Below are 26,562 nucleotides of genomic sequence, written 5' to 3' on the forward strand. Positions count from 1 at the left end.
GTTGTCCGGGTGTTCACTCATTGTTCGGGCTGAGCCGGTTTACCCGCGTTGACACCGTGTTTCCCGGACCGGCCGCCCCCGATACAGCGATCCCGCCACGCAGCACACGGCGGGATCGCTGTCTGTTCACATGTGACGAGAATCGCCGCAACCGGTAATCCGCGTGCCTGTCACCAACCGGGAGCACCGAGCACGGCAACGTTCAGGAAGCTCGGGCGGTTCGGGTCGAGTTGCAGATGCTGCGGCTTCAGTCCGGTATCGACCAGCATGGGTAGGATCGGCAGCCCCTTCGGGAAGTTGCCCGCGTAGATGTCCACCCGAAGCCGGTGTCCGGGCTCCAGTTTCGCCTCGATCGCCGGAATCGCGATATCGAGGGTGGTGAGCTCGCCGGGTACGGTCTGCCTGCGGTGTTCGATGGACAGGAACGGGCGCGGATCGATGTAGTCGCCATTGGCCGACCGGCTACTGAGGGAGTCGTCGATCTCCCGCAGCGAGGCCATGAGCTGTCCCGAGGACAGCACCCGGGACTGTCCGTCCGGCGCCACATCGTTCACGGTGACCACCCAGTACCCGTCGGCGGCGTCCTGCACCGTCTCGAGCCGCACCGCCGACGGTCCGGAGATCTCGACCGCCTCGCCGACCGGGGCGCTGGTGAAGGTGAGGCCGTTCGACTCCTGTATCCGCGAATCGGCGCCGCAGGCATTGATGACCGACACCAGACCGGCGGTGGCCTGGGCGGCGTCGTTGGAGCACAGACCGGTCAGGCCGGGGGCGATGGTCAGCCGGGCCGGGGTGCCGTCGGCCGCCGGGGTGAGCGAACCGTCGTGCACGCTGTGCCCGGCGGTGCCGCTGGACGCGGCCGTCAGATACATACGCCGGTATTCGGCCCGCCGCTGCTCCGGCGCGCTCTCCCCGAAACCGTCCTGAGTGACCCAGTCGCCACCCTGTTGTCGCAGGGTCACCGGCCCGTACCCGTCGATCCCGTTATCGATGCCCTTGAGCCATTTGTCGAACCAGGCCCGCTGCAGCACGTCCAGCCGCGGCGGCAGCCCCGGTCCGCTCGTCTCGCTTCCGGAGTTGATGTGGTAGGTATCGCCCATCAGCAGCTGTTTCTGCCCGGGCGGCAGCGGGATCCGGTTGTAGATCTGGGATTCGGAGTAGGTGAACAGGTCATGCCAGCCACCCGTCACGAAGGTCGGCACCCCTATCCGCGCCGGATCGCCCAGCCAGGCCTGCCGGTCGGCGCTGCCGGCGCGGATCATGTCCTGGAGTCGAGGGTCCAGATCCTCGACCCTCGGCGTGGTGTAGGCATCGAGGAAGACGTCCAGATAGGTGAACGGTGAGGACAGTCGGTCGTGCAGCCACTTCTGGTCGAAGGTCCCGATGAGTATCGACTGCACATCCGGGGTCCACTTGGTCAGGTTGATCCCGGCCAACCACAGCGGGATGAAGTTGAAGCCGAAGCCGCCACCGGGGATGAGCACGTCCTGGACCAGGTCGCTGCCGGGGACCACGGGGAAGATCGCCTTCAGCGCGGGCGGGTGCTGTTCGGCGGCCTGCAACTGGTTGATCCCCGAATACGACATACCGCTCATCCCGACCCGGCCGTCGGACCACGGCTGCCGCGCCGCCCAGTCGATCACCTCCACGGTGTCGCGCTGTTCGCGCTGCCGCAGCATATCCCAGACACCATGGGAGAACCCGGTACCGCGCACATCCACCACGACCTGCACATAGCCGCTCTTCACCAACTGCCGGTCGACGGCGAAGTTGCGCAGCGCCCCGCCGCCGAGGGCCTTGGTCAGATCGGTGAGGCCGGACAGCGGGGTGCCGGTCATATCGAAATCGCGGGCCATCTGCGTGAGCGCGTCGGACAGCCCCGGAACGGAACCGGCGTGGTCGACCAGGTTCGAGGCCAACTTGGTGTAGGGCGTCATATTGACGACGACCGGGGTCCGGGTATCGATCGGCCGACTGGCGGCATCGGCCGGACGGTACATATTCGCCTTCAGCACGGTGCCATCGCTCATGGTGATCGGCACGTCCCAGGTGATGTGGATATTCGGGTACTGCTGAGGGCCGTTGTGAGTCGCCGCCCACCGGGCTCCCGCCGCTCCCCCGTCCGGGCCGGTGGGCGTCGGCGCGGCGGATGCGCTGCTCCCCAGCAGCGGAGCCAACAATACGGTGGCCGCCAAGGCGACCGTGGCTCGTAGCACACACTTCATTCGGCGTGACCCATCTCTCGGATTGGTCGGGCGTCCGAGAGAATACCCGGCCTTACCGGTCGGTAAGGACAAACGGTTGCGCAACCACGGCAATTCGGATCGCACACAAACGCAAACCGGTGCGACGGTGGTGTCACAGAAGAAAAGCGCCTGGCCGCCGCTACTCTTCTCCAGCGAGCTTGGGCCACAACCACGCCGAGGGCTCACCTTTACCGGCTTTACACCGCACCACGGTTGACAGCTCTATGTTCAGGCGCTCGGCCAATAACTCTTGGGTGAACCCCAGAGCTTTATGACGCTGCGTGAGACCACAACGTGCCCCACACCCCACAGCGCGAGCCATAGCCCTAGCCTTTTTGTTGCTCTATGGCTTCGAAAATTCCTATGTCGGTTTCTTTCTGCCATTCTGGCAGTTCATTCCAGTCAGCAACATATGCCGGTTTCGGATCCAGAAAGTGCTTGTATATCTGCCCAATCCAGCACAAAGCAACGAAACGGCCTTTTGTTCCCGCGTAAGCTTCGAAGTGTTACCAGAAGTGGTATCGATGAATTCCGCAACCTGCCGATAGACAGCGGCGGCGCTTTCACGCTCCCATTCTGGCGTATCCTCCCACGGTGCGATGTAACTCGGCTCGGGTTCGCCGGGGTAATGCTTTGCTACCCCATCAATCCAAGCTTCGCGGAATATGCGACCATACTCGAGCGACAACTGAGCTCCTCCTTTAAATGGTTGAAACACCACTAAGATTAGAAATTCTTGCGCTCATCTGACTGATTGGGGAATCTCCAATAAGAGGATTCAGGTGACTTTGCAGGGCGAGCAGGCGCCCGATTACCTCAGGGGTGGCCTCGGCGACTGCGGTTGCGGTGAGTGGGCCTCCGGCGCGGCGTTGGTGGGCGAGAGCGGCGGCGCGACCGTGGATGCTCGCCGCCATCTCACCGGCGTCGAATGCGTCGAGCCCTGCCGCCATCAGCGCGCCGGCAATACCGGCCAGCACGTCGCCGGCGCCCGCGGTCGCCAACCATGGTGGCGCCTCGGCCTGGCTGGCGACGAACCCGTCAGGTTGCACGATCAGCGTCGCCGCGCCTTTGACCAGCACCGTTACGTCGAGAGCACGCGCCACCACGCGACCGAAATACGCCGGCCGCGCCTCTATGTCGGCACGGGAGGCGGGGATGTCGAGCCATCCCAGGATGCGGGCCATCTCGCCGGCGTGCGGGGTGAGAAGCACCCGATCGGACGAGGCCACCCGGTCACCGGCGGCGCGGCGGCGCACACACGCTTCGAGGGCGCCGGCGTCCACGACGCACGGGAGACCGGAGGCGAGCGCGGTCTCGATTGCCTTGTCCTGGTCCTCGTCGTCCTCGACTCCCGACCCGAGCAGCCACGCCTGAACCTGCCCGATACCCGGGACGGCTTCGGGCACTGCGGACAGCACGTGCGCGGTGACGCCGGGCGGGCCGACGAACCGCGCGATTCCGGCAGCGCCCGACTGGACGGCGCCGAGGACGACGAGCACCGCGGCACCGGGGTAGGTGTCGGATCCTGCAACGACTCCGAGGACACCCCGGGTGTACTTGTGCGCGCCCGTGCCGGGAATGGGCCAGAGGGCGGCGAGCTCGGCGGCGCCCAGGCGGCGAACAGTGGGGGCGACCGTCAGAGGGGGCAATCCGACATCGACCAGGCGCACGGTTCCGGCGGCATGGCAACCGGGTGGTAGCAGTGTGCACGGTTTCGCTGCCGAGAACGTCACGGTGACATCGGCTTTCACATGGGGCCCGCTGATTTCACCTGTGTCGGGGTCGACGCCCGAGGGCAGGTCAACAGCAACCACGGGCACACCGGACGGGATAGCAGCGACCAGCTCAGCAGCGCGGCCTCGCAACGCGCCGGAGCTGCTCTCGCCGATAATGCCGTCGACGACAAGGTCGGCACGTGCGAGCGCCTCGGTACCGGCAGCCGGGTCATCGACGCGAACGACGTGGCCTCCGGCAGCGAGCATCGCACTGACGCCGGGCTCATAGGCGGTGTCCGCGACGAGCACCGCGGTGACGAGCGCGCCGCGGCGACGCAGTCGCGGGCCGGCGAGCAGAGCGTCGGCGCCGTTGTTGCCGGTGCCGACAAGCAGCACCACTCGGCGGCCGTAGATACCGCCGGAGCGATCGGCGAGCACTTTGGCGCAGATGGTCGCCAGGTGTGCCGCGGCGCGGCGCAGCAGGCGGTCGTCGGGGCCCTTACGGGCCAATTCGGTTGCCACCGCGGCGAGCACATCAGTGGCACGGTAGGCGGTTGAGCTTGTCGTCACCCGAGTCATTCCACCAGACGGACGTAGCGGTGTCAGTCGTCCAAGATCAGACGGCAGCGCTTGGCCAACCCGCGGGCATGTGGGCGAGCACGCGCATGGTCGCGCACCAGGATCTCGCGCACCAACTCGCGCACGAGGGTCGAGTCGTGCACCTCGTCAGCGCTGATCTTCTCGGCGTCGAGCAGAGCCAGGACCGCGGCCTCGTCCTCTTTGCGTTGCACGTAGCCACGGGCCGCGTCGACCAGCACCCGTGAGCGGCGTTCCACCGACGGCACACGATCGACATCGACCCGCGAAATCTTGTCGACAACGGCGTCGTGGTCACCGAGTTCGGCGGCGATGGCAATGCCGTGGATGTCGACATTGCCCGCGCCGAACATCGTCCATGGGTCGTATTTCGTGCCAAGTGCCCGCGCAGCCTCCTCCGCGGCCCGATAGAGTGCCCATGCCTTACCCGACTCGTCGGACTGCGCCGACGAAATAGCCGCCGCCAGGTTGAGCATTCCGAAGTCGGCGAGCAGATCGTCATCGGACGGGTCAACGTCGAGACGGCGGCGCAGCTCGTCTGCGGCGGCGAGGCACACCCGTGTTGCCTCCTCCTGCTGGCCGGCCCGGCGGAACGAAGCGGACATGGCCCATGCGCCGAGTGCCAGCAGATGCGGATCGTCGGCCTCGCGTGCGCTCTGCACCGAGCGCTCAGCCGCCACCCACGCGAGTTCCGCTTCGGGTAGATGATGCAGCCATATTCGCGTGATCTGCCAGGTGCCGGCAAGGATTCGGGCGGCTCGGCGTTTGTCCTCGGCCGTGAGGTATGCCGCGTTCGCGTCGAGAATCAAATCGGGCAGGACACGGCCCACAGCGCCGTGCGCGGTCGGCAAGGTGTGCCACGTCGTCCACGCTCGTGCGACCCGCGCGCCGATGTCCTCGAGCTCGGCCGGTGGAGACGACGATGGCTGGACGATCGGTAGGGCTGTACGCATCATGACCTCCCGGACCGCGGCAACCTGATCTCGGCGCGGTGATGGGCCAGGAGTGAGGCTTTCGAGGGGTCCTCCGAGCAGGTCCGGCAACGTGCACCGGCATACGTTCGCGATGTTCACGAGGTCGGTGAGCCGCTCGGCGTGGCGGATGCCGCGCTCGACCTGGGAAAGCCAGGGAACGGACTTCCCGATTGCCGCGGCCAGCTGCATTTGCGACAGGCCGGCGGCATCTCGGTAGATGGCGATGCGGCGACCTATTCCCTGGACAAGGGGTTCAGAACTCATACCACAAGCGTACAGAACAAAGCTGATATTTTTGTATCAGTTTTCGGGTCCTCGGATACTTAATGTGAGGTACGGCGCCCGACTGGGCGACTCACCACACCACAAAACGACACGCACCGAGGTCTCCCATGACTGAGATCCACGACCCCGCCGCCGAAATGCGATCGGGCATATGGGCGCCTGGATGGCCCCATGAAAAACCGGACACGCCGTTCACCACGGCCGCAGCCCACGCCGCCTGGCAAACACACAAGGACTGCGGCCTGGAATGCGCCCGCAAACGGGCAGCCCTGGACACACTCGTCGCGGCCGGCGTGGTCGTCCTCGACACGGGCAGGACGCGATGAACCGCGGCGACGAGCAGTCCCGCCAAGACTGCGAACTGCCTGCCGAGCCGATCGGGCTCGCCCAGGCCAGGAGGCTGCTTGACCTACACGAGGGCCACAACTGCCCACACCTGCACAGCGTCCTCACCCACATCACGGCGGTGATGTGATGACCCTGCCCCAACGCCCCCGGCTCGACGAGCAGATCAAGGGTCGGATGTCGCTCCTGCCGTACGTGCCACATGCCGTCATTCTCACCAAGGTCATCGACCGCCTGCGCGCACTGGACAACACACCCGACCCCTTGGAGGTCGCGTGACCGACGAGGACCCTGCACCGGCCATCGCTTACCTGCGCACCGACCTCACCAGCTGCGAGGAATTCGACATTCGCCGCGTCGAACGACTCGCCCTGCGCCTCGGCTACAAACTGCGCGAAACACTGTGCACCGATAACGGATTGGCCGGAATTGCCTCACTCGAGGAACATATCCGACATCACGAGGCCGAGGCGGTGTTCGTACCGACCGCCGAACATCCGGAGGGGCACTTGGACCGGATAGTGAAGAAGGCGGATGTGATCGAGCTGGGCGGCGAATGCCATGCCCGATGGAACCCGATTGCCGAAGTCATAGGGGACGCGATCCTGACACGCAATCACCGGGCCGAACCCTGAAACGACAAAGATGCCCCTGACGATCCAGGGTCGGCCGGGCGCGTGCGAAGAATTCCGGGCGCTACCGGCCGCCCTGGCTCGCCACGGCGGCCGCACCGGCCGCGGCGGCCTCCGGATCCAGGTATTCGCGCGGGCGCACCGGGCGCAGTTCCTCGTCCAGTTCGTAGCGCAGCGGAATACCGGTGGGGATGTTCAGCCCCGCGATCTCGGCATCGGAAATCCGGTCGAGGTGTTTGACCAGGGCGCGCAGCGAATTTCCGTGCGCGGCGACCAGTACGGTCTTTCCGGTGCGCAGTTCCCGGGAAATGGTCGACTCCCAGTACGGCACCATCCGGTTCACCACGTCGAGCAGGCATTCCGTGCGCGGCACGTCGGTACCGGCATAGCGCGGATCGCCTTCCTGGCTGTATTCGTCGTCGAGTTCGATGGGCGGCGGCGGGGTGTCGTAGCTGCGCCGCCACAGCATGAACTGATCCTCGCCGTACTTGTCCCGGATCTGCGCCTTGTTCTTACCCTGCAGCGCGCCGTAGTGACGTTCGTTGAGCCGCCAGTCGCGGACCACCGGGATCCAGTGCCGGTCGGCGGCGTCGAGGGCGATATTCGCGGTGCTGATCGCTCGGCGCAGCAGCGAGGTATAGGCGATATCGGGCAGGACACCATGCTCGGCCAGCAGTTCCCCGGCCCGTTTACCCTCGGCGATGCCCTTGTCGGTGAGATGCACATCCACCCAGCCGGTGAACAGGTTCATGGCATTCCATTCGCTCTCGCCGTGGCGCAGCAACACGAGGGTGTACGTCATGCGGGCCATCCTGCCATGAGATCGGCGGCCACCGTTCAGGGCCTCTACCAGGCCGCCGGCCCGAGCACGCCCGTTCGGCGGCCCCGCTCGCGACCGTCTCCCCTCGGTCGACGCCGAGAACCACACCGCCGCCTGCCGGCCGGCTTCGGAGGCAGAGTCACCCGAAAAGTCCTCGCGGGATTCGGCCGCTACCGACCATCGCCGACCGCGAGAATCCCGGCCCCGGCCAAGGTCGCGCCCCCGGGCAGTTCCGAGGGCACCACCCGAAGTCCGCGAGTGAAGACCAGCGCCGCATGCCTCGCGACGGCGGCACGCAGCGGACGCCACAGCGCATCGCCCGACCTGGCGAAGCCCCCACCGACCACGATCCGATCGATATCGAGCAGCGCCGCGGCCGAGGCCATGGCCTGACCGAGCGCGGTACCGGCTCGTTCCATGGCCGCCAAGGCCACCGGTTCCCCGGCGGCCGCCGCGGCGGCCAGTTCCGCGCCGCTCTCCCCCGGCCACCCCTGCGCTCGTGCCCACCGCACCGACGACATACCACTGGCCACCGCCTCCACACACCCCACTCCACCGCAGGCGCACGGCACATCCTGACCCGGGACCACGATATGACCTATATGCCCGGCATTGCCGGTGCGTCCCACGGCAACCCGCCCGTCCAGCACGATCCCACCGCCGATACCCGAGGACACGGTCAGCGCCAGTCCGTTGGCGACACCGCGCAGCGCGCCCCACCGGTGTTCGGCCAGCGCCAGGCAGGCTCCGTCGATGGCGAAACGGACCTCGGCATCCGGAAACAGGTCCCGGACGGAGTCGACGATCGCGAATCCGGATCGCCACTCCGGGATATTGAGCGCGGACGTTACGCCGGTCGACACCTCGACCGGGCCCGCCGAACCGATACCCACCGCCCTCACGGATGCACTGTCGGCCACCTCGACCAGCAGCGCGCGACACGCCTCCCATACAGCGGAACGCGGAACCGGGGCCTGCCGCACAGCCTCGACCCGCCCCGTCGGATCGACCCGCGCCGCAGCGAATTTCGTCGCGCCGATATCCAGCGCCAGGGCCGTCATACACTCTCCTACCAGACGAGACCGCTACCCGGCCGCGCGCCGGCGAGGTCCGGCTCGATCGCCCTGCCGAACGGCTCAGGGTTTATCGGACGAATCCACCAGATGTTCGAAGGCCCGCAGGTTGTTCAGCGACTCCCCCCGCGACACTCGCCATTTCCATTCCCGCCGAATGGATTCGGCGAATCCGAGTTCGAGCAGGGTGTTGAAGTCCGCGTCGACGGCCTCCAGCACCTGGCCGAATATCCGGTCGAGTTCGTCGGGAGTGACGGCGTGGTGGGGCATCCGGCCGATCAGATAGATATCACCGACCCGGTCCAGCGTGTAGGCCACACCGTAGAGCCGACGATTGCGGCGCAGCAGGAATTTGTAGACACCGCCGAAATTCTCGTCGGGCTTACGGCAGACAAAGGATTCGATCCGCACGCCGTATGTGCCGACGGTGAGCATGACATTGGTCTCGAGCTTTCGCTCCCCGGGCAGTACCGCCACGAAGGTGTCCTCGGTGGGCCGGGTGTATTCGATCTCACGGTCACGTAGGGTGTCGTCGATCACTCGCGCGACACCCGACGTATCGGGTGCCGAATCGATCGGATCGTGCGGTGCCGTTCCGTCGCTCAACGCCGTGCTCCCGTCCGGCGCCGCCACAGCGCCCGCGATTTGGCCTGACCATCGCCGAGAATAGCGGCGGCGCGCTCGTGTCCGGCGCGGCGCCTGCGCTCGGCCAGCGCGGTTCGGTAGCTGTTCAGCAGCCCTTCGGCGGTGTGTTCCCAGGAGAAGTTGGCCGCGTGCTCGGCCGCGTTCGAGCGCATCCACGCCAGCCGGGCGGGGTCGTTCAGCAGGTACTCGAGGGCATCCGCCCATTCGGGGATGCGGTGGCCGGCTACCAGCAGACCGCTGTGCCCGTGCCGGACAGCGGTGCCGAGCCCGCCGACATCGGCCGCCAGCACCGGGGTTCCGCCGGCCTGGGCCTCGACGGCGACCAGCCCGAACGATTCGTTGTAACTGGGTACCGCGACCAGATCGGCGGCACGGTACACCTGCACCAGCCGATCCGGCGGCTGCGGTGGCAGGAAGGTCACGTGATCGGCGATACCGAGCGTGGCGGCCAGCTCGATCAGCGCGTCGGGCCGTTCCAATCCGGTTCCGGACGGTCCGCCCACGATGAGCACCCGAAGCCGTCGCCACGGCGCCCGACGCAGTACTTCGGCGGCCGCCCGTACCAGCACGTCCGGGGCCTTCAACGGCTGGATACGCCCCACGAACGCCACGACCTGCTCATCCGCGGCCAATCCGAATTCGGCGCGGGCGCGGTCTCGGTCGCCGGGTCGGTAGCGGTCGAGATCCGCGCCCGGCGGCACCACGTCGATCCGGTCGTCGGAGGCCCCGTACAGGTCGATGAGCTGCCCGGCCTCCCGAGCGGTATTGGCGACCAGCCGATCCGCCTCCGCGATCACCTGTTTCTCCCCGATCTCCCGGGTAGCGGGTTCGGGGCTGTCCCCCTCGGCGAGTGCGGCGTTCTTCACCGCTGCCAGGGTGTGCGCGGTATGGATCAGCGGGACACGCCAGCGGTCCCGGGCCAACCAGCCGACCTGACCGGACAGCCAATAGTGCGAGTGCACCAGGTCGTAATAGCCGGGCAGCTGCCGCGCCTCCTGCCGCAGTACCTCGGCGGTGAACGGACACAACTGGGTGGGCAGGTCGTTCTTGTCCAGTCCCTCGAACGGACCGGCCACGACATTGCGGACCAGTACGCCCGGGGCCGCTTCCTGCACCGGAGGCAGGTCCGACGAGGTGGCGCGGGTGAAGATCTCGACCTCGGTGCCTCGCCGGGCCAGCTGGATCGCGGTCTGCAGCACGTAGACGTTCATTCCGCCCGCGTCACCGGTTCCGGGTTGCGCCAGGGGTGAGGTGTGCACCGTCAACACGGCTATTCGATTCGGCCGTTGTTCCGGGCGCTGACTCACGATGTCCATAGTGCACGGTGCAACACGCGGCCCCGCCGCACGCATCCCGATCAGTGATATTGATAACATCACAGATTTCGGTTATCCGAAATCGGCCGGTGGAGCCCTTGAAATATCGCCGACCGCTATGAATTCACCACGGTCGGGGTCACAGCCCCGCGACGAACTCGTTCACCTCGGCCACAAACCGGTCCGTGTCCTCGACGAACAACCCGTGCTGCGCCCCGTCCCAGACGGAGAGGGTACCGCGCGGAGCGGCCTCGGCGATATGACGGCCGTTGCCCAGGGGAACGACCGGATCGGCGGAGCCATGCAACACCAGCACAGGAATATCGAGCCCACGCAGGGTCTCGGTATTGTCGACCGTCCGGACGAACAGCGCCTTGCGGACGAACGGCGGGGTGGCCATGCTCGCGCCGAACATCCGCTGCGCGATGGCGCCCTTGTCCCGTCCCGGACCGGTATTGGCGTCGCCGAAGGCCGCGAAACCGCGCAGCGCCTTGCCCGGACTCTCCTCGAACACCGCGGGCATCGCCTGCCGGATGACCTCCCCGACCTCCGCGCCGGGCACCCCGGGACCGATATTGGCCATCGCCCCGGTGTAGACGACACCGGCCACCGCGCCGGTTCCGTACGCGGTGAGGTAGTCGCTGATCACCAGGCCGCCATACGACCAGCCCAACAGCACGGCCCCGGAATCGATCGACTCCGCGGCGAGCACCGCCGCGATATCGGCGGCCCAGTTCTTCGGATCGTCGTATCCGGTGGCCGGCGCTCCCGAGTAGCCGTGTCCGCGCAGATCGAGCGCGACCACCCGGAACCGCTCGGCGAGTTCCTCGGCCGCCCGGCCCCAGCAGCGCAGATCCGCCGACCATCCGTGCACCAACACCAGCGGACGAGCGTCGGTGGGACCGCTCACCCGGTAGACGATGCTGGTTCCATCCGCGCTGAGCGTTTCCCGAAGTGCCATGCCGGCATGTTATCCGTCGTTCCTTCGGGGCCGCGGTGGCCGGCGCACCTACGCCCGCGCTACTGCCCTCCGCGGACCGGCGCCGGACCGGCCCCGGCAGCGCCTCCTAAGATCGGGCCCCATGAGCACACGCACCGCTGTCGTTACCGGGGCCAGCTCGGGTATCGGTGAGGCCACCGCCCGCGAACTCGCGAAACAGGGCTATCACGTATATGTGGGCGCCCGCCGCGTAGACCGGCTGCGACGGCTGGCCGACGAGATCGGTGGCACCGCCCTGGAACTCGACGTCACCTCCGACGAATCGGTGCGCGCCTTCACCGAGGCCGTCGAAACGGTGAACGTTCTGGTCAACAATGCGGGCGGCGCCAAAGGACTGGCCCCCGTCGCCGACGCCGATCTCGACGACTGGCGCTGGATGTGGGAAACCAACGTCCTGGGCACGCTGCGTGTCACCAAGGCACTGCTGCCCGGGCTCATCGCCTCCGGCGACGGTCTGATCGTCACCATCACCTCCGTCGCCGCCTTCCATGCCTACGACAACGGTTCCGGCTACACCTCCGCCAAACACGCCCAGGCCGTTCTGCACCGCACCCTGCGCGGCGAACTGCTCGGCCAACCCGTCCGGCTCACCGAGATCGCCCCCGGCGCGGTGGAGACCGAATTCTCCCTGGTGCGGTTCGGCGGCGACGCCGAACGCGCCGCGAAGGTGTACGAGGGGATCGATCCGCTCGTCGCCCAGGACATCGCCGAACTCGTGGCGTTCGTCGCGAGCCGGCCGCCGCACGTCAATCTGGACCAGATCATCGTCCAACCGCGCGACCAGGCCGATCCCGGGCGGTTCGCGCGGCGGACCTCCTGAAACACCCGGTATCACCGCGGGTTACGATTTCGGAGGTATGACCTCCGCAGATCGGGACATACCGGATTCGCTTACAGTTCCACCCCGACCGTCACCGGCTCCGGAACCAATTCGATCCCGAAACGCTCGGCGACACCGTCGCGCACAGTACGTGCCAAGGCGACGAGATCGGCGGCCTTGGCGGTACCCCGATTGGTGAGGGCCAGGCTGTGTTTGGTGGACAGCCGGGCAGGGGCATCGGGTCCGGGGAAGCCCTTGGCGAAACCGGCGCGTTCGATGAGCCATCCGGCGGAGAACTTCACCCCGCCCTCCACCGCCCACGTGGGTACCGGTACGTCTGCTCCCACCTGGTCGCGGATGGCCGCGGATACACGTTCGACCTCGGCGGCGGGGACGACCGGGTTGGTGAAGAACGAGCCGGCGCTCCAGGTGTCGTGGTCGCCTCGGTCGAGCACCATCCCCTTACCGGCGCGCAGCGCGAGTACTGTGGCGCGGACCCGTGCGGCGGGCCGGGACTCGCCCTCCTCGGCGTCGAGCGTGCGAGCCAGTTCGCGATAGCGCAGGGGCGCGGAGGCGCCGGATGGGTCGAGGGCGAATTCGACGGCGAGCACCACGGCGTCGTCGCGGTGTTTGAGACGGCTGGTGCGGTAACCGAATTCGAGATCGTCGGGACTCACCCAATGCGTTTCACCGGTGGCCCGGTCCAGCAGTCGGACCCGACGGAGCAGTTCGGCCACCTCCACCCCGTAGGCGCCGACATTCTGCACCGGCGTCGCCCCGGCCGACCCGGGAATCCCGGACAAGCACTCCAGCCCCCCGAATCCGGCCCGGACGGTTTCCGCGACCACATCGTCCCAGACGGCGCCCGCTTCCGCGGTGACACGGTCGGCACCGAATGTCACCCCGGTGGAGGCGACCCGCACCACAACCGCGGGTACCTCGTCGTCGCCGACCAGTAGGTTCGAGCCGCCGGCGAACAGCAGCACCGGCACTCCGGCGGCATCCAGGGCGCGGATGGTGGCCACGAGCGCCTCGGTGCTCGCGCATTCGGCGACGGTGGCCGGACCGCCGACCCGCAGGGTGGTCAGTTCGGCCAGCGGCACCGCGGGCCGGACCCGCGCACCGGTTCCGGTCAGCAGGTCGCGCAGTTCATCCGTTGAGGCAACCCGAGAAGTTCGCACGTCCAGACGGTAGCGTGTCGGTTCATGGCTACACCGCTGGCGTATACGGCTCGATACATCCACCCCGTTGCCGTCGTACGAGTCGCCTTCGCCGACGAGCAATATTGGAAAGACCGGATCGCTACGGTCGGCGGGCCGAATGCCCGGTTCGTCTCGCTCACGGTCGGTGACGACCACGGTCGGGTCGAGACGGTGCAGTACATCCCCGCCGAGCTGCTGCCCCAGGCCGTCAGCGCGATCCACCCGGGCGACCTGGTCATCCCGCGCGTCGAAACCTGGGCCGGCGGCCGGGAAGGCACCTTCGAGGCCCGCGTGCAGGACGCGCCCGCCGAGGCGCGTGGCACCATCATCGCCGTCGACGAGCCCACCGGCGCCGTAGCCACCATCCAGGGCACCGTGACGGTGAAGGTCCCGCTGTTCGGCAGGAAGATCGAAACCGTCCTGGCCGAACGCCTCACCGAGCTGCTGGACTCCGAGACGGAGTTCACCAACAGCTGGATCACCGAGCGCGGCATCGTCGCGAGCTGACCGATCCATCTCTCCACCGCGACGGGCCCCACCATGGACGGACGGTGTCCGGCAGCGGTAGCGCGGCAGGACCACACAGGGCGCCCGGTCATGCCCGGGCGTTACCGCTGCCGGTAACGTAACCGCCCATGGCCCGCCGACTGGACTATTCCGCCCGCTACCCGCTGCACACCACCAAGGAGCTGTACGCGGCGCTGTCGACCCGGGACTACTGGGAGGCCCGGATCGAGGAGATGCGGAAGTACTCGCCCAACGAACTGGTGCACCTCGAGGTGACCGAGGCGGGGATCAGTATGGTCTCCCACCACATCCTGCCGCGGGAAACTCTGCCCGAGATCGCGCAGACCGTGATCCGCAAGGACATGGTGATCACCCGCAAGGAGCATTTCGGACCGTTCGAGCCGGAAGTGGAAGGCAGCTACGCGGCGTCCATTCCCGCCGGTCCGGGCAGCCTCAGCGGCACCATGCGCCTGTTCTCCACCGATACCGGCTGCACCCTGCGCATCTCCTCGGAGGCCAAGGTGTTCATCCCGATGGTCGGGCCGCGGCTGGAGCAGCTCGTGCTGGTGAACCTGGTGGATCTCTTCCGGGCCGAGGCCGAAGTTACGCAGAAGTGGCTCGACGAGCACAAGCCCGTCGGCTGAGCGAACCCGTAGGCAGCATTACCCGCGGTACCACCGGAATCAACCGCCTGCGCCGCAGCGACCGCCGGCTGGTCCACGATCCCTTGGTCGGCGCCCGCCTACGTGATGCCGCCGACCCGCTGGTGGTGGACCTCGGTTACGGCGCGCAACCGTGGACCACTCTGGAGCTGGCCGCCCGACTGCGGCGTATCCGCCCGGATGTGCGGGTCGTGGGTCTGGAAATAGACCCGACCCGCGTAGTGCCGCCCCGCGACGGCGTCACCTTCGCCCGCGGGGGTTTCGAACTCGCCGGGCTGCGGCCGGTGCTGGTGCGCGCCTTCAATGTGTTGCGGCAGTATCCCGAATCCGCGGTGGCCGACGCCTGGGCCACCGTCCGGGCGAATCTGGCGCCGGGCGGTCTGCTCGTCGACGGCACCTGCGACGAACTCGGTCGGCGCTGCGCCTGGGTGCTGCTGGACGACACCGGTCCCCGCTCACTGATTCTGGCCTGGGACCCGTTCGCCGTCGAACGGCCCTCCGATATCGCCGAACGGCTGCCGAAGGCGCTGATCCACCGCAATATCCCCGGCGAACGCGTGCATACGCTGCTCGACGCGGCCGATCGGGCCTGGGCGCATGCCGCCCCGCAGGCGGTGTTCGGGCCGCGGGTGCGCTGGCGTGTCGCGGTGGATATCCTGCGCGACCAGGGGTTTCCGGTACACGATTATCGCCGCCGGTTACGCGACAATGTGCTGACCGTGCCGTGGTCTACGGTGGCACCCCACCATCCGGTCGCGGACCGATTCCCGCGGGTCGGAATCGCCGAACCATCGGGCTGTGCTCGATATCACATTCACCTTCGGGACGGCCGGTGCGGCGGCCCGGTCACCGCACACCCATAACCGGGCCTCATAACGGACACAGAAAACTCGGGAAGAATCTGTTCCATGCCTCTCCAGACCCGCTCCACTCCGAAGGCCGGTCGCCGCCGTACCGTGCTGATCGCCCTGATCAGCACGGTCGTCCTGCTGGCCGGCGCGCTCGTCGCGGGCGAGGCCTACGCCCGGCATACGGTGGCGAGCTGTATCAGCAGCCAGTTCGAGAAAGAGATGGGCTCCAGGATCAAGGTGGGATTCGGGCCCAAACCCCTGCTCGTCACCTGGATCGACGGCAAGCTGTCCTCGATGACCGTGGACAGCGACGACGCCGACTTCGGTCCCGCCGCCGGGATGCAGGTGCACGCCCGATTCAACCATCTCGATGTCTCCAACAGCAGCACCAGTGGAACCACCATCGGCAGTTCCTCGGCCGATGTCAGCTGGAGCAACGAGGGGATCACGCAGACCCTGAAAGGCCTGGTCTCCGATGTGCAGTCCGTTCCCGACGCCGGGCAGCTGAACATGCAGGTGTTGGGCGGACTCGGCACCCTGCAGGCCGTCCCGCAGATACGCGACGGCAAGGTGGACGTGCAAGTCTCCTCGGCCCGCATTCTCGGGATCGGGATACCGAACGATCTGGCCGAGGGCGTGGTCGACCTGATGACCGAGAGCCTGCAGACCTACCCGCTGGGCCTGGAGCCGACCGAGCTACGGGTCACCGACAACGGTCTCGAGGTGGATCTGCGCGGCGGCCCCACCCAACTGCCCTCGGGCGACAGCAGCGACACCACCTGCTGATATGTGACGCCACATGGACCGCTTCCGGGGCCTGCGCTCGGCCGCCGTCAATCGGCGAACCCGCCCAGCACGGCCCGCGAATGCGACAGTCCGAGCCGGGTGGCTCCCGCGGCGACGAGTTCCGCGGCCGTCTCCGCGGTGCGGATTCCGCCGCTGGCCTTGACTCCGAGCCGCCCACCGACGGTCTCGGCCATCAACCGCACCGCGTGCACGCTCGCGCCCCCGGCGGGATGGAAACCGGTGGATGTCTTCACGAAATCGGCCCCCGCCTGCTCGGCGGCCCGGCACGCCCCCACGATCGCCTCGTCGGACAGGGCCGCGGATTCGATGATCACCTTCAGCAGTGCCCGATCGGAGATCGCCTCCCGCACCGCGACGATATCGGCCAGAACGGCGGAGAAGTCCCCTGCCACCGCGGCCCCCACGTCGATCACCATATCGATCTCACCGGCCCCCTGTTCCACGGCCAGCCGGGCTTCGGCCCCCTTGACCAGCGAATGGTGTTTCCCGGACGGGAAGCCGGCCACCGTGGCCACCACCAGTCCCGGCGCTCGCACCGGCAGCATGGCCGGAGAGACACAGATCCCGTATACCCCGAGTTCGCGGGCCTCGGTCACCAACGCCGTGATATCGGCGTGCGTGGCTTCCGGCGTCAGCAGGGTGTGGTCGATCATGGCGGCCACTTCGGCCCTGGTGAGCGACGGGAAATCAGCCATGAGGTGAGAGTCTGACATACCGTGCTTGATGCGCCGCCTCCCGGCGGCGTGGGTCGGGGCCCTGCTACCTCGGGTCTTTCCTCCCTCCGCGACGCCGCTCCGATTGGTCCGGACCCGAGGCGGGCCCCGATCGGGCGAATTCGATTGCGCACCTCGGACGCATCGGAGCACACTCGGTACAGCCCGGGAGGAGTAGACCACGTTGCTGATCCGACGCGAACGCGCCGGCGATTCCGACGCCATTGCCGCCGTACACCGCAGTGCCTTCGCCCCGCACTATGCGGCCCATGCCTCGGTCGGCGGGACCGACCCGGACGGCGCCGTTCCCGCAGACCCGCCGGAGATCGCGCTCCTCGACCGTCTGCGCAGCGATCCCGGCTGGATGCCGACCCTGTCCATGGTCGCGGTGGAACACGATGACATTGTCGGGCACGTCTGTCTCACCCGCGCCGGCGTCGGCCCGTTCCCGGTCCTGGCACTCGGCCCCATCGGTGTTCTGGCCGACCGGCAGGGCCGGGGTATCGGCTCGGCGCTCATGCACGCCGCCATCGGCGCCGCCGACGCCCTCGACGAACCCCTCATCGGCCTGCTCGGCAGTCTCGACTACTACCCGCGGTTCGGGTTCGTCCCCGGTGACCGGCTCGGCATCCATCCAGACGAACCGGACTGGGCCGACCATTTCCAGATCCGTCCGCTCAGCGCCTACGAGGACCGCATCATCGGGGATTTCCACTACGCCGAGCCGTTCTACGAACTTTGAGTGGCCCCGCCGTCGCCGCGCGTACCGGCCGGCTGCGCACTCCCGCGTCACTGGCAGGATGAGCCGCATGGTCTTCGCCGTACCCGCTTCCGACGACCGCCGGTACGTCCTCACCATGGGCTGTCCGGACCGGCCGGGCATCATCGCCACGATCAGCTCGTTCATCGCCGACTTCGGCGGATCGATCGTGGAGGCCGGCTACCATTCCGACCCCGATACCGGTTGGTTCTTCACCCGGCAGGCGTTGAAGGCGTCGACCGTGCCGTTCGGGGTGGACGAACTGCGCAACCGGTTCGCCGCGATCGCCGCCGAGCTCGGTTCGGCCGCCGACTGGCAGGTGCACGATTCCGGTGTCCGCCGGCGCGCGGTGCTGCTGGTCAGCAAGGAAGGCCACTGTCTGCACGATCTGCTCGGCCGTGCCACCTCCGGTGAGCTGCCCGCCACCATCGAGGCGGTGATCGGCAACCATCTCGATCTCGCCGAGATCACCGAGGCCCACGGCGTACCGTTCCACCACGTCCCGTTCCCGAAGGACCCCGCCGAACGCGGCCCGGCCTTCGATCGGGTGCGTGACCTGGTGGACGTCCACGACCCGCATGCGGTGGTCCTCGCCCGTTTCATGCAGGTTCTACCACCGCAGCTGTGCGACCACTGGGCGGGACGGGCCATCAACATCCACCACAGCTTCCTGCCGTCCTTCGTCGGCGCCCGCCCCTACCATCAGGCCTTCGCCCGGGGGGTGAAGCTGATCGGAGCGACCTGCCACTATGTCACCGCCGATCTGGACGCGGGCCCGATCATCGAACAGGACGTCGTCCGCGTCGATCACGCCGACGAGGTTCGCGACATGGTCCGGCGGGGCCGCGATATCGAACGAGTGGTTCTGGCCCGCGGACTGCGCTGGCATCTGGAGAGCCGGGTCCTGGTCCACGGCAACCGGACGGTGGTGTTCTCCTGACCGTGCGACCGGATCAGACCAGCGACAGCCAGTAGTCCTGGAATCGCAGGAACACCAGCAGCAGCACCACGGCGTAGAAGAGCGCGACGAACGTCCAGCGCCATTCCGCGACCACCCGCAGCGCCCCGCGATCGCCGCCCCACAACTGCTGGGTGATCACCGCGAGCAGCGGGGTGATGATCGCCCACACCACCATGCAGTACGGGCACAGGGCGTTGATCCGGTACAAGCTCTGGAAGATCAGCCAGCAGATGAACACGGTGCCCGCGGCCGTACCCAGCCACAGGCCCGTCCAGATCCACCGGGGGAACGCGAGACCGGCCACCGACAGAACCGCGATGGTCACCACCACCGAGAAGCCGACGACGCCGATGACCGGATTCGGGAAACCGAGCACCGCCGCCTGGTCGGTGGCCATCACCGAACCGCAGGACAGTACGGGGTTCAAACTGCACGACGGGACGTAGCCCGGCTCCTTCAGCAGTTTGAAATCCTCGATCGTCAGGACCAGTGCGGCGACCCAACCGGCCAGACCGGCGACCAGCAACACCCAAGCGGACCGGTGCGAGGTGCGGATCACCGGCCCGCGGCCCCCGCGATCGCCGACTGGAGTTCGCTCTGCTGGATCTGCTTGCCATCCACGAAAACGCTCGGCGTGCTGTTGATGCCCTCGTCCAGCAGCGCGTTCGACTTGGCCGCGATGTACTTGTCGTACTTGCGCTCGGCGATGCACTGGCCGATCGAGGCGTCGGTGTAACCGGCGGACTTCGCGATCTCGATCAGTTCGGTATCCGGCAGGCCGGCTCCGCCCTCGGCCGGCTGCCGCTCGAACATGGTCTGCAGCCACTTCTGGTAGTTGTCGGTCCCGGTATCGGCGACGCAGTAGGAGGCGTTGGCCGCGCGCGAGGAGTACTCCGTGCTCGAGGCGCGGTCCAGGAACGCCGCGATGTTGTACTCCACGGCCGCGGTACCGGCCGCCGTCGCCTGCTGCAACAGCGCGCCGTTGCGGGCCTCGAACATCTGGCAGGCGGGGCACTGTAGGTCGGCGACGACCCGTACGGTCGTCTTGGCGTCCGCGGAACCGATCCGGATGGCGCCGTTGTCGGTGGCCACCGCCGGGACCGGGCCGATATCGGCGACGGAGTCGGAGTCACCGGACTCGCGGAGAGCGAGTCCGACGCCGATGGCCGCTATCAGCACGATCAGTACGCCCGCCACCGCCACCTGAATCAGGATGGTGCGCCGGCGATCGGCACGCCGGGCCGCCTCCAGCGGGTTCGTCGGCCCCGGTTTCCTGCTCACCGTGTGTTCACCACGCCTTTCGCTCGGCTGCAAATCCCTGTACCGGCGATCCTAACGGGCCCGGCCGGACACCGGTCCGGCCGTGATCGGAGGCACACCCGGCCGGCGCGACCACCCGTCGCTCGGCACACCGCCACATCATTACCCGCCGACCTGAGAGTTTCCACAGATACCGCACCGGGCGGGCCGATTCGTCTCAGGCGTCGTCGAGCCGGCGCTTCTCCGTCTCGACATCGAAGGACGGGGCCGGCCACTCCAGCTTCAGGGCCTGGAGGGCCTCGATGAGCAGTTCGGTGACGGCCAGGCGGGAAAACCATTTGGCATCGGCGGGCAGGACATACCAGGGGGCGTGCTCGGTCGATGTGCGGTCCAGAACGGCCTGGTACGCCTCCTGGTAGGCGGGCCAGTAGGCGCGTTCGTCGATATCGGCCGGGTTGTACTTCCAATACTTGTCCGGGCGTTCCAGGCGCTCACGCAGGCGTTTCTTCTGCTCGTCCGGCGAGACGAACATGGCCACCTTCACCAGGGTCACACCGCCGTCGACCAGTTCTCGTTCGAAGGCATTGATCTCGTCGTAGCGTCCGCCCCAGACCGCCGGCGGGACCGAATTGTGCACGCGCACCACCAGGACGTCCTCGTAGTGGGAGCGGTCGAAAACCCCCAACTGCCCGCCACGCGGCAGCGCCTTGCGGATCCGCCACAGAAAGTGGTGGCGCAACTCCTCGGGGGTCGGCACCCCGAACGAGGCGTGGTCGACACCCTGCGGGTCCACCGAGCCGATGACATGGCGCACGATACCGCCCTTGCCGGCGGTATCCATCCCCTGCAATATCAGCAGTACGCTGCGGGAATCACCGGAACGGCCGTTGGCGTAGAGCTTCTCTTGGAGCTCGGCCAGCAGAAGCCGGCGTTCCGCGAGCAGCCGGAGGCCCCCGGATTTGTCACCGAGGAAACCGGGACGGGCCGAGGTGTCGATATCGGCCACTCGCAGACCATCGGCGCGCAGCGCGAGACTCGCCGGGGTCGTCCACTTCGCCATCGCCCAGAAGTATCACAGTCCCCGGCGGGTTCAACGAATCTGTGCCAGCATCGCCAGCTTGTCGGCGAAATCGGCGTCGCTGACCGGGATCAGCACCAACTCGTCGGTGGCGGTGAGCAGATAGCGCCCGTCGCCCTGGATATCGAGCCAACTGCGATGCCTGGTCGGCGGGGACATCGGGTTCTCCGGTTCGACGGTGACAGTGATGAACCCGCGCCCGTCGACCGGTTTGCGCAGGGTCTGGCGGAACCGGGCGGGACCGTGCTGTCCGTCGGATGCGGGCAGCGGCGCGTCGGTGAGCACCGCGTCGTGTGGTTCGCGCAGCGGGCCCAGGGCCCCGGGCGGCGCGCCGCCGATGATCCCGACGATCCGTTTGCCCAGGGCGCGGGCATGACACATCAGGACCGTCACGCCCTTCGACGTGGCGTGCAATATGGCGGCGTGATGATGGACGACGGCGGCGAAGACGAGAATGACCTCGCTGCCGGTATCGCCTGTCCGATCGCCGGCGCCGTTACGCGGTGCGGCGCCGGCGGTCGCGGAGACGCAGCGTTGCCCCGAGACGGTGATGGTGGTGGCATCGGAACGGGCGCACAGCATGAGGGCGGCCGCCAGGTCGGGGTCGGCTTGTCTGGCGAACCGCTGTGGTAATCGCAGGGCGGCGTATTCGGATTCGGTGCGCACGGTGGCGCTCGGAGCCAGATTGACCGGATAGGGACGCCGGTCCAGGCTCGTCTCATTGGCCCAGACGTAACTGAACTCGTCCGGGGTGAGTACCCATTTCACCGCCGCGGGCTCCCGCCGGGCTCGGGCTGCGCGGGAAATCGAGGGACACGGTCACCGGAGGCCGGGATGGTGGGGGTGTAGATATATGTCATCGTGTCCTGGGCTTCGGCCGTGGCCTCGGCCGCCGCGGTGTCGTGGTTCATTCTGCGTATTCCGCCGTGCACTGCCTCCGCCGCCGGGTCGTCCAGCGGGCGGTACGGTTCCGGCGCGGCGATGGCGGCCCGGATCTTCTGCGCGGCGTCACTGTTGCCTTCCATGAGTCGCTGCAGGGCACGGCACACCTCCTGGGTGTCGCGGCCCACCCGGATGAACTCGCGGGTCGCCTGCCAGGCCGCTTGCGCGGTCCGGCCCGACCACCGGCCGAATTCCCGGTCGGTGGTATCGGCGAAGGTCTGAAATGCCTCGGCCACCGTGTCGGCACTGGCCTGCCAGGCCGCCGCCGTGCGGCCGAGTGTGCTCGAATCGAGCGCTTGCACCGCCTCCCAGATCTCCTGATGGGTGTAGCCGTCGAAACGTTCGCGCTCTAACGCGTACGGCGGATCGACATCGGCGGAATCAACCATGGGCACCCCCTTCGTCCGATACGTCCGGCGGCGGTCCGGCCAGTTGCGCGGCGACCAGCGCGACAGCGGCCCGGTTCGCCGCGTCGGCCTCGGTGAATTTCTTGCCCGCGGCCAAATACGCCGCCTTGTACAACAGCGCCGTCTCCTGCAGCGCGGTGAGAGTGTCCAGATATTCGCCGGCCTTGGCGCCGAATCCTCGCGCCAGTGCCCGCCCGGTGGGCAGATCGGGAAAGCCGGACGTTCCGGGCAGCGTCGTGATCAGCTGTCCGCCCGCCCGGGCCCGATTCAGATCGTCGACCAGCACGTCGCAGGCCACCGCCAGGCGGGTGGCCACATCCTCGGCCAATTCGAATGCATCGCCACCCCCGGCGACAGCCGACGCATACAGTCGCCGGGCCGCGGCCTGCCCGATATCCGGTATCGCCATCTGCGTATCCCCCTTCCGCCCAGGCCTTTCCGCGTGTAAGGCGGGACTCTATCGGCCGGTAGCACGGATTGGCGTGACCTTCGGCGCGACGGCGATTCTTTCGTCTGTGATGTCGAGCACGGACACCCGTGGGGAAAGCGCCGTTCACTCCGGTTCGGCCGGGTGGACGGCGGTCAGGTACTGAAATGTCCGGTGCACCTGCTGCTTCACTTCGACAAGGCCGCATTCGGTGAACAGGTCCGGAAAGACGTGACCGTCGAATACCCGCAGATCGCTGAGACTTCCTGCGAACCGGGTGATTTCGCCGACGAGGCTGTCCGCGCGGTGGCCGGCTGTGATGGCGATACGGCCGCCGGGTGCCGGCACCCGGATCATCTCCCGGGTCGCGATCAGCGGGTCGGGGATGAGGTACAGCGCACCGAAACAGCAGGCCGCGTCGAACGTTGCGTCCGGAAAGGGAAGGTGTCGGGCGTCTCCGCGTAGATAGCCGACCCGAGGACCGGAATTGTCGGCGAGCGCGCGGGCCGGCATCGGCGGGGAGTGGTCCACCCCGACGGCAAAACCGTCCTCGGGCAGCCGCTCGCTCGGATGCCACGTGAAATTGCCCGGCCCACAGGCGATGTCGAGTACCCGGCGAGCGAAGTCCAATCGCAGCGTCCGGGTCGCGTACGTGGTGGTGCGGCCGGTGGCCAGATAGAAGACCGCCGGTCGCCACACCCGCTCGTACACCGCCGCCCACGCGGGGGCGTTCATGGTGCGTCGCGCCAGATTCATTTGCCCTGCAGGCGCTCCACTTCGATGGTGATGCCCGCGGCCCGCAGCCGTTGGGTGAGCGCGTCGCCCATGGCCGCGGCCGGGGTGAGCACCCCGGCCAATTCCGGTTGGCGGTCGGAGTCGAAGGCCAAGCACAGTCCGCTTTCGCCGAGCATGAGCGCGGTCGCCTTGTAGCCGGGGTCGCCGCTGCCGGCGAAGGTCGCGACATAGCGCGCACCCGAGGTCGTGCGGGTATAGGTCCGCATCCGGAACCAGCCGGTCTCCCGGCTGTGCTCGCTCGGGCCGGTACCCGGTTGGGGCAGCACCCGGTCCAGCAGTTTGCGTCCGGTCGAGAACCGCGACAGCAGACCGCCGGCCACCACACCCGCCGCGACGCCGCCGGAGATACCGGCCGCCACCAGCGGTGCGGCCGGGGACTTCCCGGCACTCATCACCTCGCGGTAGCGGAAGTTCTTGCCGTAGACCCAGCCGAGCAGGCCATTGCTGCGGCGCACGATCTTGGTGTTGTGCGCGGCCATGACGAAGCTGCCCACCCAGCCGTCCAGGCTCGGATCGATGGTGCCGGCCCGTCGTACGGTGGTCATATCGGGCTGCGGACCCAGATCGGGGTCCATAGCGGGGTCCGGGCTGAGCGAGTACGGCTCGGTGAGGACGGACCGCTTGCTCGGATCGACCGCGATGGCCTCCATCATGGCCCGGCCGGAATCGATGGTGCCGCCGCTTATGCCGCCCTTGAGCTCCGCGATCAGGGTGGTCTCGCCCAGTTCACCGGTATTGTCGGCGACCGTGCTGCGGTAGAGCCGGTAGACGCTCAGGTCCGAAGGGATCGAATCGTAGCCGCAGGAGTTCACGATTTTCGCCCCGGTGCGTACGGCTTCGTCGTGATGGCTGTCGACAGCGTCGCGGATGAACAGCGGTTCGCCGGTCAGATCGGCGTAGTGGGTGCCCGCCTTCGCACAGGCCGCGACCAGCGGCATACCGTAGCGCAGATAGGGACCGACCGTGGTGACGATCGCGGTGGTGCGGGCGGCCATGACGTCCATGGCGGCCTGGTCGCCGGTGTCGGCGACCACGAGTTCCCGGTCGGCGGCGCCGATTTCGTCCCGGACGGCGGTAAGCTTGTCGAGCGAGCGTCCGGCAAGCGCGATCCGCGCCCCCGCTGGGGCCGCTCCCAGTATGTACTGCGCGGTGAGCTTGCCGACATAACCCGTCGCACCGAATATGATCAGGTCGAATTCTCGTGTGTCTGCCATGACTCCCAGCTCCTCGAGCGGTGGTTACGCTTCGCGGCGTACGCCGCGAGCAGACGACCGGCGCTGCGCCAGCCATTGGTGGTGAATCCTGCCGAGCTCGGTGACCGGTGGCTCGTCGTAGAGCCATTCCCGGGCCATGCGATGCCAGTTACCGGTCGCCTCCAACTGGCCGAGCATGCCGAAGGTGAGGAAATCGGCACGACGGGAGAACAAATGCTCCGGCGGCAGGTTCTGCTGTTTCATCGCGTCGAATTCCCCGGCCCGTGGATCGACCGCCAGCAGGAAGGCGCCACTGGCGAGTTCGGGGGTAATGGTCAGTTCCTCGTCCACCAGACACCATTCCGAGGCCGCGAGCACGTATTCCAGGCATTCCTCGGCGCCGACCTGGTCGATCGATTCGATCACCCCGCGACGAACCATCAACTCGCGCAGATCTTCTGCGCGGTCCTCCGCCGCGGCCCGCAGACAGGTGATCTCGAACCGCACATGTTCGGGATCCATCCGGTTGAACAGACCGAAATCGAGGAACCCCACCCGGCCGTCGCCGGCGAGCAGCACGTTACCCGGATGCGGATCGCCGCAGAACTCGTTGAAGGTGAACAGCGATCCGACGTAGAAGCGGTAGATGATCTCCCCGATGCGGTCGCGTTCGGCACGCGGCAGCCTCCGGATGTCGTCGAATCCCTTCCCTTCCAGGTATTCGCTGACCAGTACCCGGCGCGTGCTCAACTCGGGCAGCGGCCGCGGGACGACGATGAACGGATGATCGGCGTAGAGGTCGGCGATCTCCCGCTGGGTCCGTGCCTCTTCCCGGTAGTCGAGTTCGGCCTCCATGTTCAGCCTCAGCTCGTCCAGGACCGCGGGTGTCACCCAGGGCAGCGCCGACTGCAGCACCCGGCGGAACATGGCCAGATTCTTCAGGTCCGCGCGCACCGCGGCGTCGATACCTGGGTACTGCACCTTCACCGCGACCTGTCGACCGTCGGGCAACCGGGCCGAGTACACCTGCCCGATCGATGCGGCCGCGATGGGCTCGGCGCCGAACTCGGCGAACACCGTAGCCGGCGAACGGCCGAAATCGTCCTCGATCACCTTGCGCATGGCCTCGAACGAGACGGTCGGTGCCGCGTTGCGCAGGACGGCCAGCCGTTTCTGGAACCGTTCCCGATGCGTCGACGGCACCAGGTCCATATCGAGCACCGACATCATCTGGCCCAGCTTCATGGCCACGCCCTTCATGGTGCCCAACACCATGACCAGCTGTTCGGTGCTGCGCAGGGTCGATTCCTCGGCCAACTGCGCCCTCACGGCCTCCGATCGCCCACGCATGGACAGTCGCGCGCGCTGTTTTCGCAACATGGAACCGGCCGCCACCGCCCCCAGTTTGGTGCCGCGGGCCAACCGGGATGTCGGCACTTGCTTCGCCATCGAGGTACCTCCGTTGGTGCCGACGCGCACGCGGGCGGGCGGCCCGGATCGGCCACCTTCTCCGTTCGGTTCAGACTAGC

At 67.6% G+C, this 26,562-nt stretch carries 30 protein-coding genes; 11 read left to right on the top strand and 19 right to left on the bottom strand.

What is annotated here, in order from left to right; all coding sequences use genetic code 11:
- Nucleotides 1-170 precede the first annotated feature (170 nt).
- From ON20_RS23255 to ON20_RS23265, 3 genes are all read right to left on the bottom strand, one after another.
- A complete protein-coding gene (locus tag ON20_RS23255) occupies nt 171-2,225 on the bottom strand; it encodes a CocE/NonD family hydrolase (RefSeq protein WP_040838585.1) in 2,055 nt (684 codons plus the stop codon).
- A gap of 722 nt (nt 2,226-2,947) precedes the next feature.
- Nucleotides 2,948-4,531, bottom strand: coding sequence for an NAD(P)H-hydrate epimerase (locus ON20_RS23260; RefSeq protein WP_218002596.1), 1,584 nt, complete (start codon nt 4,529-4,531; stop codon nt 2,948-2,950).
- A gap of 32 nt (nt 4,532-4,563) precedes the next feature.
- Complete coding sequence (locus ON20_RS23265) at nt 4,564-5,796, bottom strand: helix-turn-helix domain-containing protein (RefSeq protein ID WP_083865160.1); 1,233 nt, start codon at nt 5,794-5,796, stop codon at nt 4,564-4,566.
- Between the two features lie 128 nt (nt 5,797-5,924).
- Between ON20_RS23265 and ON20_RS23270 the strand changes: the two genes are divergently transcribed.
- The 4 genes from ON20_RS23270 to ON20_RS23275 are packed head-to-tail and all read left to right on the top strand — an operon-like array spanning nt 5,925 to nt 6,797.
- Nucleotides 5,925-6,143, top strand: a complete 219-nt coding sequence (locus ON20_RS23270) for a hypothetical protein (protein ID WP_040838589.1) — start codon at nt 5,925-5,927, stop codon at nt 6,141-6,143.
- Nucleotides 6,140-6,292, top strand: a complete 153-nt coding sequence (locus tag ON20_RS36685) for a hypothetical protein (protein WP_157228962.1) — start codon at nt 6,140-6,142, stop codon at nt 6,290-6,292. The genes ON20_RS23270 and ON20_RS36685 overlap by 4 nt, the downstream gene beginning before the upstream one ends.
- Entirely contained in the window at nt 6,292-6,441 is a 150-nt protein-coding gene (locus tag ON20_RS36690) for a hypothetical protein (protein WP_157228963.1), read from the top strand. Before ON20_RS36685 ends, ON20_RS36690 begins: the two co-directional genes overlap by 1 nt.
- Nucleotides 6,438-6,797, top strand: coding sequence for a hypothetical protein (locus ON20_RS23275; protein WP_040838590.1), 360 nt, complete (start codon nt 6,438-6,440; stop codon nt 6,795-6,797). Before ON20_RS36690 ends, ON20_RS23275 begins: the two co-directional genes overlap by 4 nt.
- 61 nt (nt 6,798-6,858) lie before the next feature.
- On the opposite strand, the gene ON20_RS23280 is transcribed toward ON20_RS23275, so the two are convergent.
- The 5 genes from ON20_RS23280 to ON20_RS23300 all read right to left on the bottom strand — a co-directional run bounded on the left by ON20_RS23280 (nt 6,859) and on the right by ON20_RS23300 (nt 11,609).
- Nucleotides 6,859-7,596 (bottom strand): phosphoglyceromutase, encoded by a 738-nt coding sequence (locus ON20_RS23280; RefSeq protein WP_040838891.1) that lies wholly within the window; start codon nt 7,594-7,596, stop codon nt 6,859-6,861.
- Nucleotides 7,597-7,784: 188 nt separating this feature from the next.
- Nucleotides 7,785-8,675, bottom strand: a complete 891-nt coding sequence (locus ON20_RS23285; protein ID WP_040838592.1) for an ROK family protein — start codon at nt 8,673-8,675, stop codon at nt 7,785-7,787.
- 75 nt (nt 8,676-8,750) lie between these two features.
- A complete protein-coding gene (locus ON20_RS23290) occupies nt 8,751-9,263 on the bottom strand; it encodes a type III secretion system chaperone family protein (RefSeq protein ID WP_040838894.1) in 513 nt (170 codons plus the stop codon).
- Between the two features lie 26 nt (nt 9,264-9,289).
- On the bottom strand, nt 9,290-10,648 hold the full coding sequence (mshA, locus tag ON20_RS23295; protein ID WP_040838594.1) for a D-inositol-3-phosphate glycosyltransferase: 1,359 nt from the start codon (nt 10,646-10,648) through the stop codon (nt 9,290-9,292).
- Nucleotides 10,649-10,787: 139 nt separating this feature from the next.
- On the bottom strand, nt 10,788-11,609 hold the full coding sequence (locus ON20_RS23300; protein ID WP_040838595.1) for an alpha/beta fold hydrolase: 822 nt from the start codon (nt 11,607-11,609) through the stop codon (nt 10,788-10,790).
- Between the two features lie 121 nt (nt 11,610-11,730).
- Between ON20_RS23300 and ON20_RS23305 the strand changes: the two genes are divergently transcribed.
- Nucleotides 11,731-12,468, top strand: coding sequence for an SDR family NAD(P)-dependent oxidoreductase (locus ON20_RS23305; protein WP_040838596.1), 738 nt, complete (start codon nt 11,731-11,733; stop codon nt 12,466-12,468).
- 71 nt (nt 12,469-12,539) lie between these two features.
- On the opposite strand, the gene ON20_RS23310 is transcribed toward ON20_RS23305, so the two are convergent.
- A complete protein-coding gene (locus ON20_RS23310) occupies nt 12,540-13,616 on the bottom strand; it encodes a UDP-N-acetylmuramate dehydrogenase (RefSeq protein WP_083865184.1) in 1,077 nt (358 codons plus the stop codon).
- Between the two features lie 57 nt (nt 13,617-13,673).
- Here ON20_RS23310 and ON20_RS23315 point away from each other — a divergent pair, with 57 nt between their 5' ends.
- The 4 genes from ON20_RS23315 (at nt 13,674) to ON20_RS23330 (ending at nt 16,476) form a co-directional block, all read left to right on the top strand.
- The gene (locus tag ON20_RS23315; protein ID WP_040838597.1) at nt 13,674-14,177 is read left to right on the top strand and encodes a DUF2505 domain-containing protein; all 504 of its coding nucleotides are present in this window, start codon (nt 13,674-13,676) and stop codon (nt 14,175-14,177) included.
- A 128-nt stretch (nt 14,178-14,305) separates the two neighbouring features.
- Nucleotides 14,306-14,821 carry a DUF2505 domain-containing protein gene (locus ON20_RS23320; RefSeq protein WP_040838598.1) on the top strand — a complete coding sequence of 172 codons (516 nt, stop codon included), beginning with the start codon at nt 14,306-14,308 and terminating at the stop codon, nt 14,819-14,821.
- Entirely contained in the window at nt 14,791-15,702 is a 912-nt protein-coding gene (locus ON20_RS23325) for a class I SAM-dependent methyltransferase (RefSeq protein WP_245547418.1), read from the top strand. Before ON20_RS23320 ends, ON20_RS23325 begins: the two co-directional genes overlap by 31 nt.
- A 45-nt stretch (nt 15,703-15,747) precedes the next feature.
- Complete coding sequence (locus tag ON20_RS23330) at nt 15,748-16,476, top strand: LmeA family phospholipid-binding protein (RefSeq protein WP_051163154.1); 729 nt, start codon at nt 15,748-15,750, stop codon at nt 16,474-16,476.
- Between the two features lie 47 nt (nt 16,477-16,523).
- Here the strand turns inward: ON20_RS23330 and deoC are convergent, their stop codons facing one another.
- The gene (gene deoC, locus ON20_RS23335) at nt 16,524-17,192 is read right to left on the bottom strand and encodes a deoxyribose-phosphate aldolase (RefSeq protein ID WP_040838600.1); all 669 of its coding nucleotides are present in this window, start codon (nt 17,190-17,192) and stop codon (nt 16,524-16,526) included.
- Nucleotides 17,193-17,394: 202 nt separating this feature from the next.
- Here deoC and ON20_RS23340 point away from each other — a divergent pair, with 202 nt between their 5' ends.
- Nucleotides 17,395-17,952: a GNAT family N-acetyltransferase gene (locus ON20_RS23340; protein ID WP_040838601.1), complete on the top strand. Its 558-nt coding sequence runs from the start codon at nt 17,395-17,397 to the stop codon at nt 17,950-17,952.
- Nucleotides 17,953-18,019: 67 nt separating this feature from the next.
- Nucleotides 18,020-18,910 carry a formyltetrahydrofolate deformylase gene (gene purU / locus ON20_RS23345; RefSeq protein WP_040838900.1) on the top strand — a complete coding sequence of 297 codons (891 nt, stop codon included), beginning with the start codon at nt 18,020-18,022 and terminating at the stop codon, nt 18,908-18,910.
- A 13-nt stretch (nt 18,911-18,923) separates the two neighbouring features.
- Here the strand turns inward: purU and ON20_RS23350 are convergent, their stop codons facing one another.
- The 9 genes from ON20_RS23350 to ON20_RS23390 all read right to left on the bottom strand — a co-directional run bounded on the left by ON20_RS23350 (nt 18,924) and on the right by ON20_RS23390 (nt 26,482).
- The gene (locus ON20_RS23350) at nt 18,924-19,487 is read right to left on the bottom strand and encodes a vitamin K epoxide reductase family protein (protein ID WP_040838902.1); all 564 of its coding nucleotides are present in this window, start codon (nt 19,485-19,487) and stop codon (nt 18,924-18,926) included.
- Nucleotides 19,487-20,212 (bottom strand): DsbA family protein, encoded by a 726-nt coding sequence (locus ON20_RS23355; protein WP_040838602.1) that lies wholly within the window; start codon nt 20,210-20,212, stop codon nt 19,487-19,489. The genes ON20_RS23350 and ON20_RS23355 overlap by 1 nt, the downstream gene beginning before the upstream one ends.
- 196 nt (nt 20,213-20,408) lie before the next feature.
- Nucleotides 20,409-21,251, bottom strand: coding sequence for a polyphosphate kinase 2 family protein (locus ON20_RS23360; RefSeq protein ID WP_040838603.1), 843 nt, complete (start codon nt 21,249-21,251; stop codon nt 20,409-20,411).
- Between the two features lie 30 nt (nt 21,252-21,281).
- The gene (locus ON20_RS23365; RefSeq protein ID WP_040838605.1) at nt 21,282-22,037 is read right to left on the bottom strand and encodes an ESX secretion-associated protein EspG; all 756 of its coding nucleotides are present in this window, start codon (nt 22,035-22,037) and stop codon (nt 21,282-21,284) included.
- A complete protein-coding gene (locus ON20_RS23370) occupies nt 22,034-22,600 on the bottom strand; it encodes a hypothetical protein (RefSeq protein WP_040838607.1) in 567 nt (188 codons plus the stop codon). Before ON20_RS23370 ends, ON20_RS23365 begins: the two co-directional genes overlap by 4 nt.
- Nucleotides 22,593-23,027, bottom strand: a complete 435-nt coding sequence (locus ON20_RS23375) for a hypothetical protein (RefSeq protein ID WP_051163156.1) — start codon at nt 23,025-23,027, stop codon at nt 22,593-22,595. The genes ON20_RS23370 and ON20_RS23375 overlap by 8 nt, the downstream gene beginning before the upstream one ends.
- A gap of 144 nt (nt 23,028-23,171) precedes the next feature.
- Nucleotides 23,172-23,801: a class I SAM-dependent methyltransferase gene (locus ON20_RS23380; protein ID WP_040838609.1), complete on the bottom strand. Its 630-nt coding sequence runs from the start codon at nt 23,799-23,801 to the stop codon at nt 23,172-23,174.
- Nucleotides 23,798-25,054, bottom strand: coding sequence for a saccharopine dehydrogenase family protein (locus tag ON20_RS23385; RefSeq protein ID WP_040838610.1), 1,257 nt, complete (start codon nt 25,052-25,054; stop codon nt 23,798-23,800). The genes ON20_RS23380 and ON20_RS23385 overlap by 4 nt, the downstream gene beginning before the upstream one ends.
- Before the next feature lie 24 nt (nt 25,055-25,078).
- A complete protein-coding gene (locus ON20_RS23390; protein ID WP_040838906.1) occupies nt 25,079-26,482 on the bottom strand; it encodes an ABC1 kinase family protein in 1,404 nt (467 codons plus the stop codon).
- Nucleotides 26,483-26,562: the final 80 nt, after the last annotated feature.

It is taken from the genome of Nocardia brevicatena NBRC 12119 (genome assembly GCF_000308495.1).
In the GTDB taxonomy this organism is placed as follows: domain Bacteria; phylum Actinomycetota; class Actinomycetes; order Mycobacteriales; family Mycobacteriaceae; genus Nocardia; species Nocardia brevicatena.

Bases quoted from the DNA above. Each gene is read 5' to 3' on its own strand.
- ON20_RS23255 (WP_040838585.1), bottom strand. From the start codon at position 2,225: ATGAAGTGTGTGCTACGAGCCACGGTCGCCTTGGCGGCCACCGTATTG.
- ON20_RS23265 (WP_083865160.1), bottom strand. From the start codon at position 5,796: ATGAGTTCTGAACCCCTTGTCCAGGGAATAGGTCGCCGCATCGCCATC.
- ON20_RS23270 (WP_040838589.1), top strand. From the start codon at position 5,925: ATGACTGAGATCCACGACCCCGCCGCCGAAATGCGATCGGGCATATGG.
- ON20_RS36685 (WP_157228962.1), top strand. From the start codon at position 6,140: ATGAACCGCGGCGACGAGCAGTCCCGCCAAGACTGCGAACTGCCTGCC.
- ON20_RS36690 (WP_157228963.1), top strand. From the start codon at position 6,292: ATGACCCTGCCCCAACGCCCCCGGCTCGACGAGCAGATCAAGGGTCGG.
- ON20_RS23280 (WP_040838891.1), bottom strand. From the start codon at position 7,596: ATGACGTACACCCTCGTGTTGCTGCGCCACGGCGAGAGCGAATGGAAT.
- ON20_RS23285 (WP_040838592.1), bottom strand. From the start codon at position 8,675: ATGACGGCCCTGGCGCTGGATATCGGCGCGACGAAATTCGCTGCGGCG.
- mshA (WP_040838594.1), bottom strand. From the start codon at position 10,648: ATGGACATCGTGAGTCAGCGCCCGGAACAACGGCCGAATCGAATAGCC.
- ON20_RS23300 (WP_040838595.1), bottom strand. From the start codon at position 11,609: ATGGCACTTCGGGAAACGCTCAGCGCGGATGGAACCAGCATCGTCTAC.
- ON20_RS23305 (WP_040838596.1), top strand. From the start codon at position 11,731: ATGAGCACACGCACCGCTGTCGTTACCGGGGCCAGCTCGGGTATCGGT.
- ON20_RS23315 (WP_040838597.1), top strand. From the start codon at position 13,674: ATGGCTACACCGCTGGCGTATACGGCTCGATACATCCACCCCGTTGCC.
- ON20_RS23320 (WP_040838598.1), top strand. From the start codon at position 14,306: ATGGCCCGCCGACTGGACTATTCCGCCCGCTACCCGCTGCACACCACC.
- ON20_RS23330 (WP_051163154.1), top strand. From the start codon at position 15,748: ATGCCTCTCCAGACCCGCTCCACTCCGAAGGCCGGTCGCCGCCGTACC.
- deoC (WP_040838600.1), bottom strand. From the start codon at position 17,192: ATGGCTGATTTCCCGTCGCTCACCAGGGCCGAAGTGGCCGCCATGATC.
- purU (WP_040838900.1), top strand. From the start codon at position 18,020: ATGGTCTTCGCCGTACCCGCTTCCGACGACCGCCGGTACGTCCTCACC.
- ON20_RS23360 (WP_040838603.1), bottom strand. From the start codon at position 21,251: ATGGCGAAGTGGACGACCCCGGCGAGTCTCGCGCTGCGCGCCGATGGT.
- ON20_RS23370 (WP_040838607.1), bottom strand. From the start codon at position 22,600: ATGGTTGATTCCGCCGATGTCGATCCGCCGTACGCGTTAGAGCGCGAA.
- ON20_RS23375 (WP_051163156.1), bottom strand. From the start codon at position 23,027: ATGGCGATACCGGATATCGGGCAGGCCGCGGCCCGGCGACTGTATGCG.
- ON20_RS23380 (WP_040838609.1), bottom strand. From the start codon at position 23,801: ATGAATCTGGCGCGACGCACCATGAACGCCCCCGCGTGGGCGGCGGTG.
- ON20_RS23385 (WP_040838610.1), bottom strand. From the start codon at position 25,054: ATGGCAGACACACGAGAATTCGACCTGATCATATTCGGTGCGACGGGT.
- ON20_RS23390 (WP_040838906.1), bottom strand. From the start codon at position 26,482: ATGGCGAAGCAAGTGCCGACATCCCGGTTGGCCCGCGGCACCAAACTG.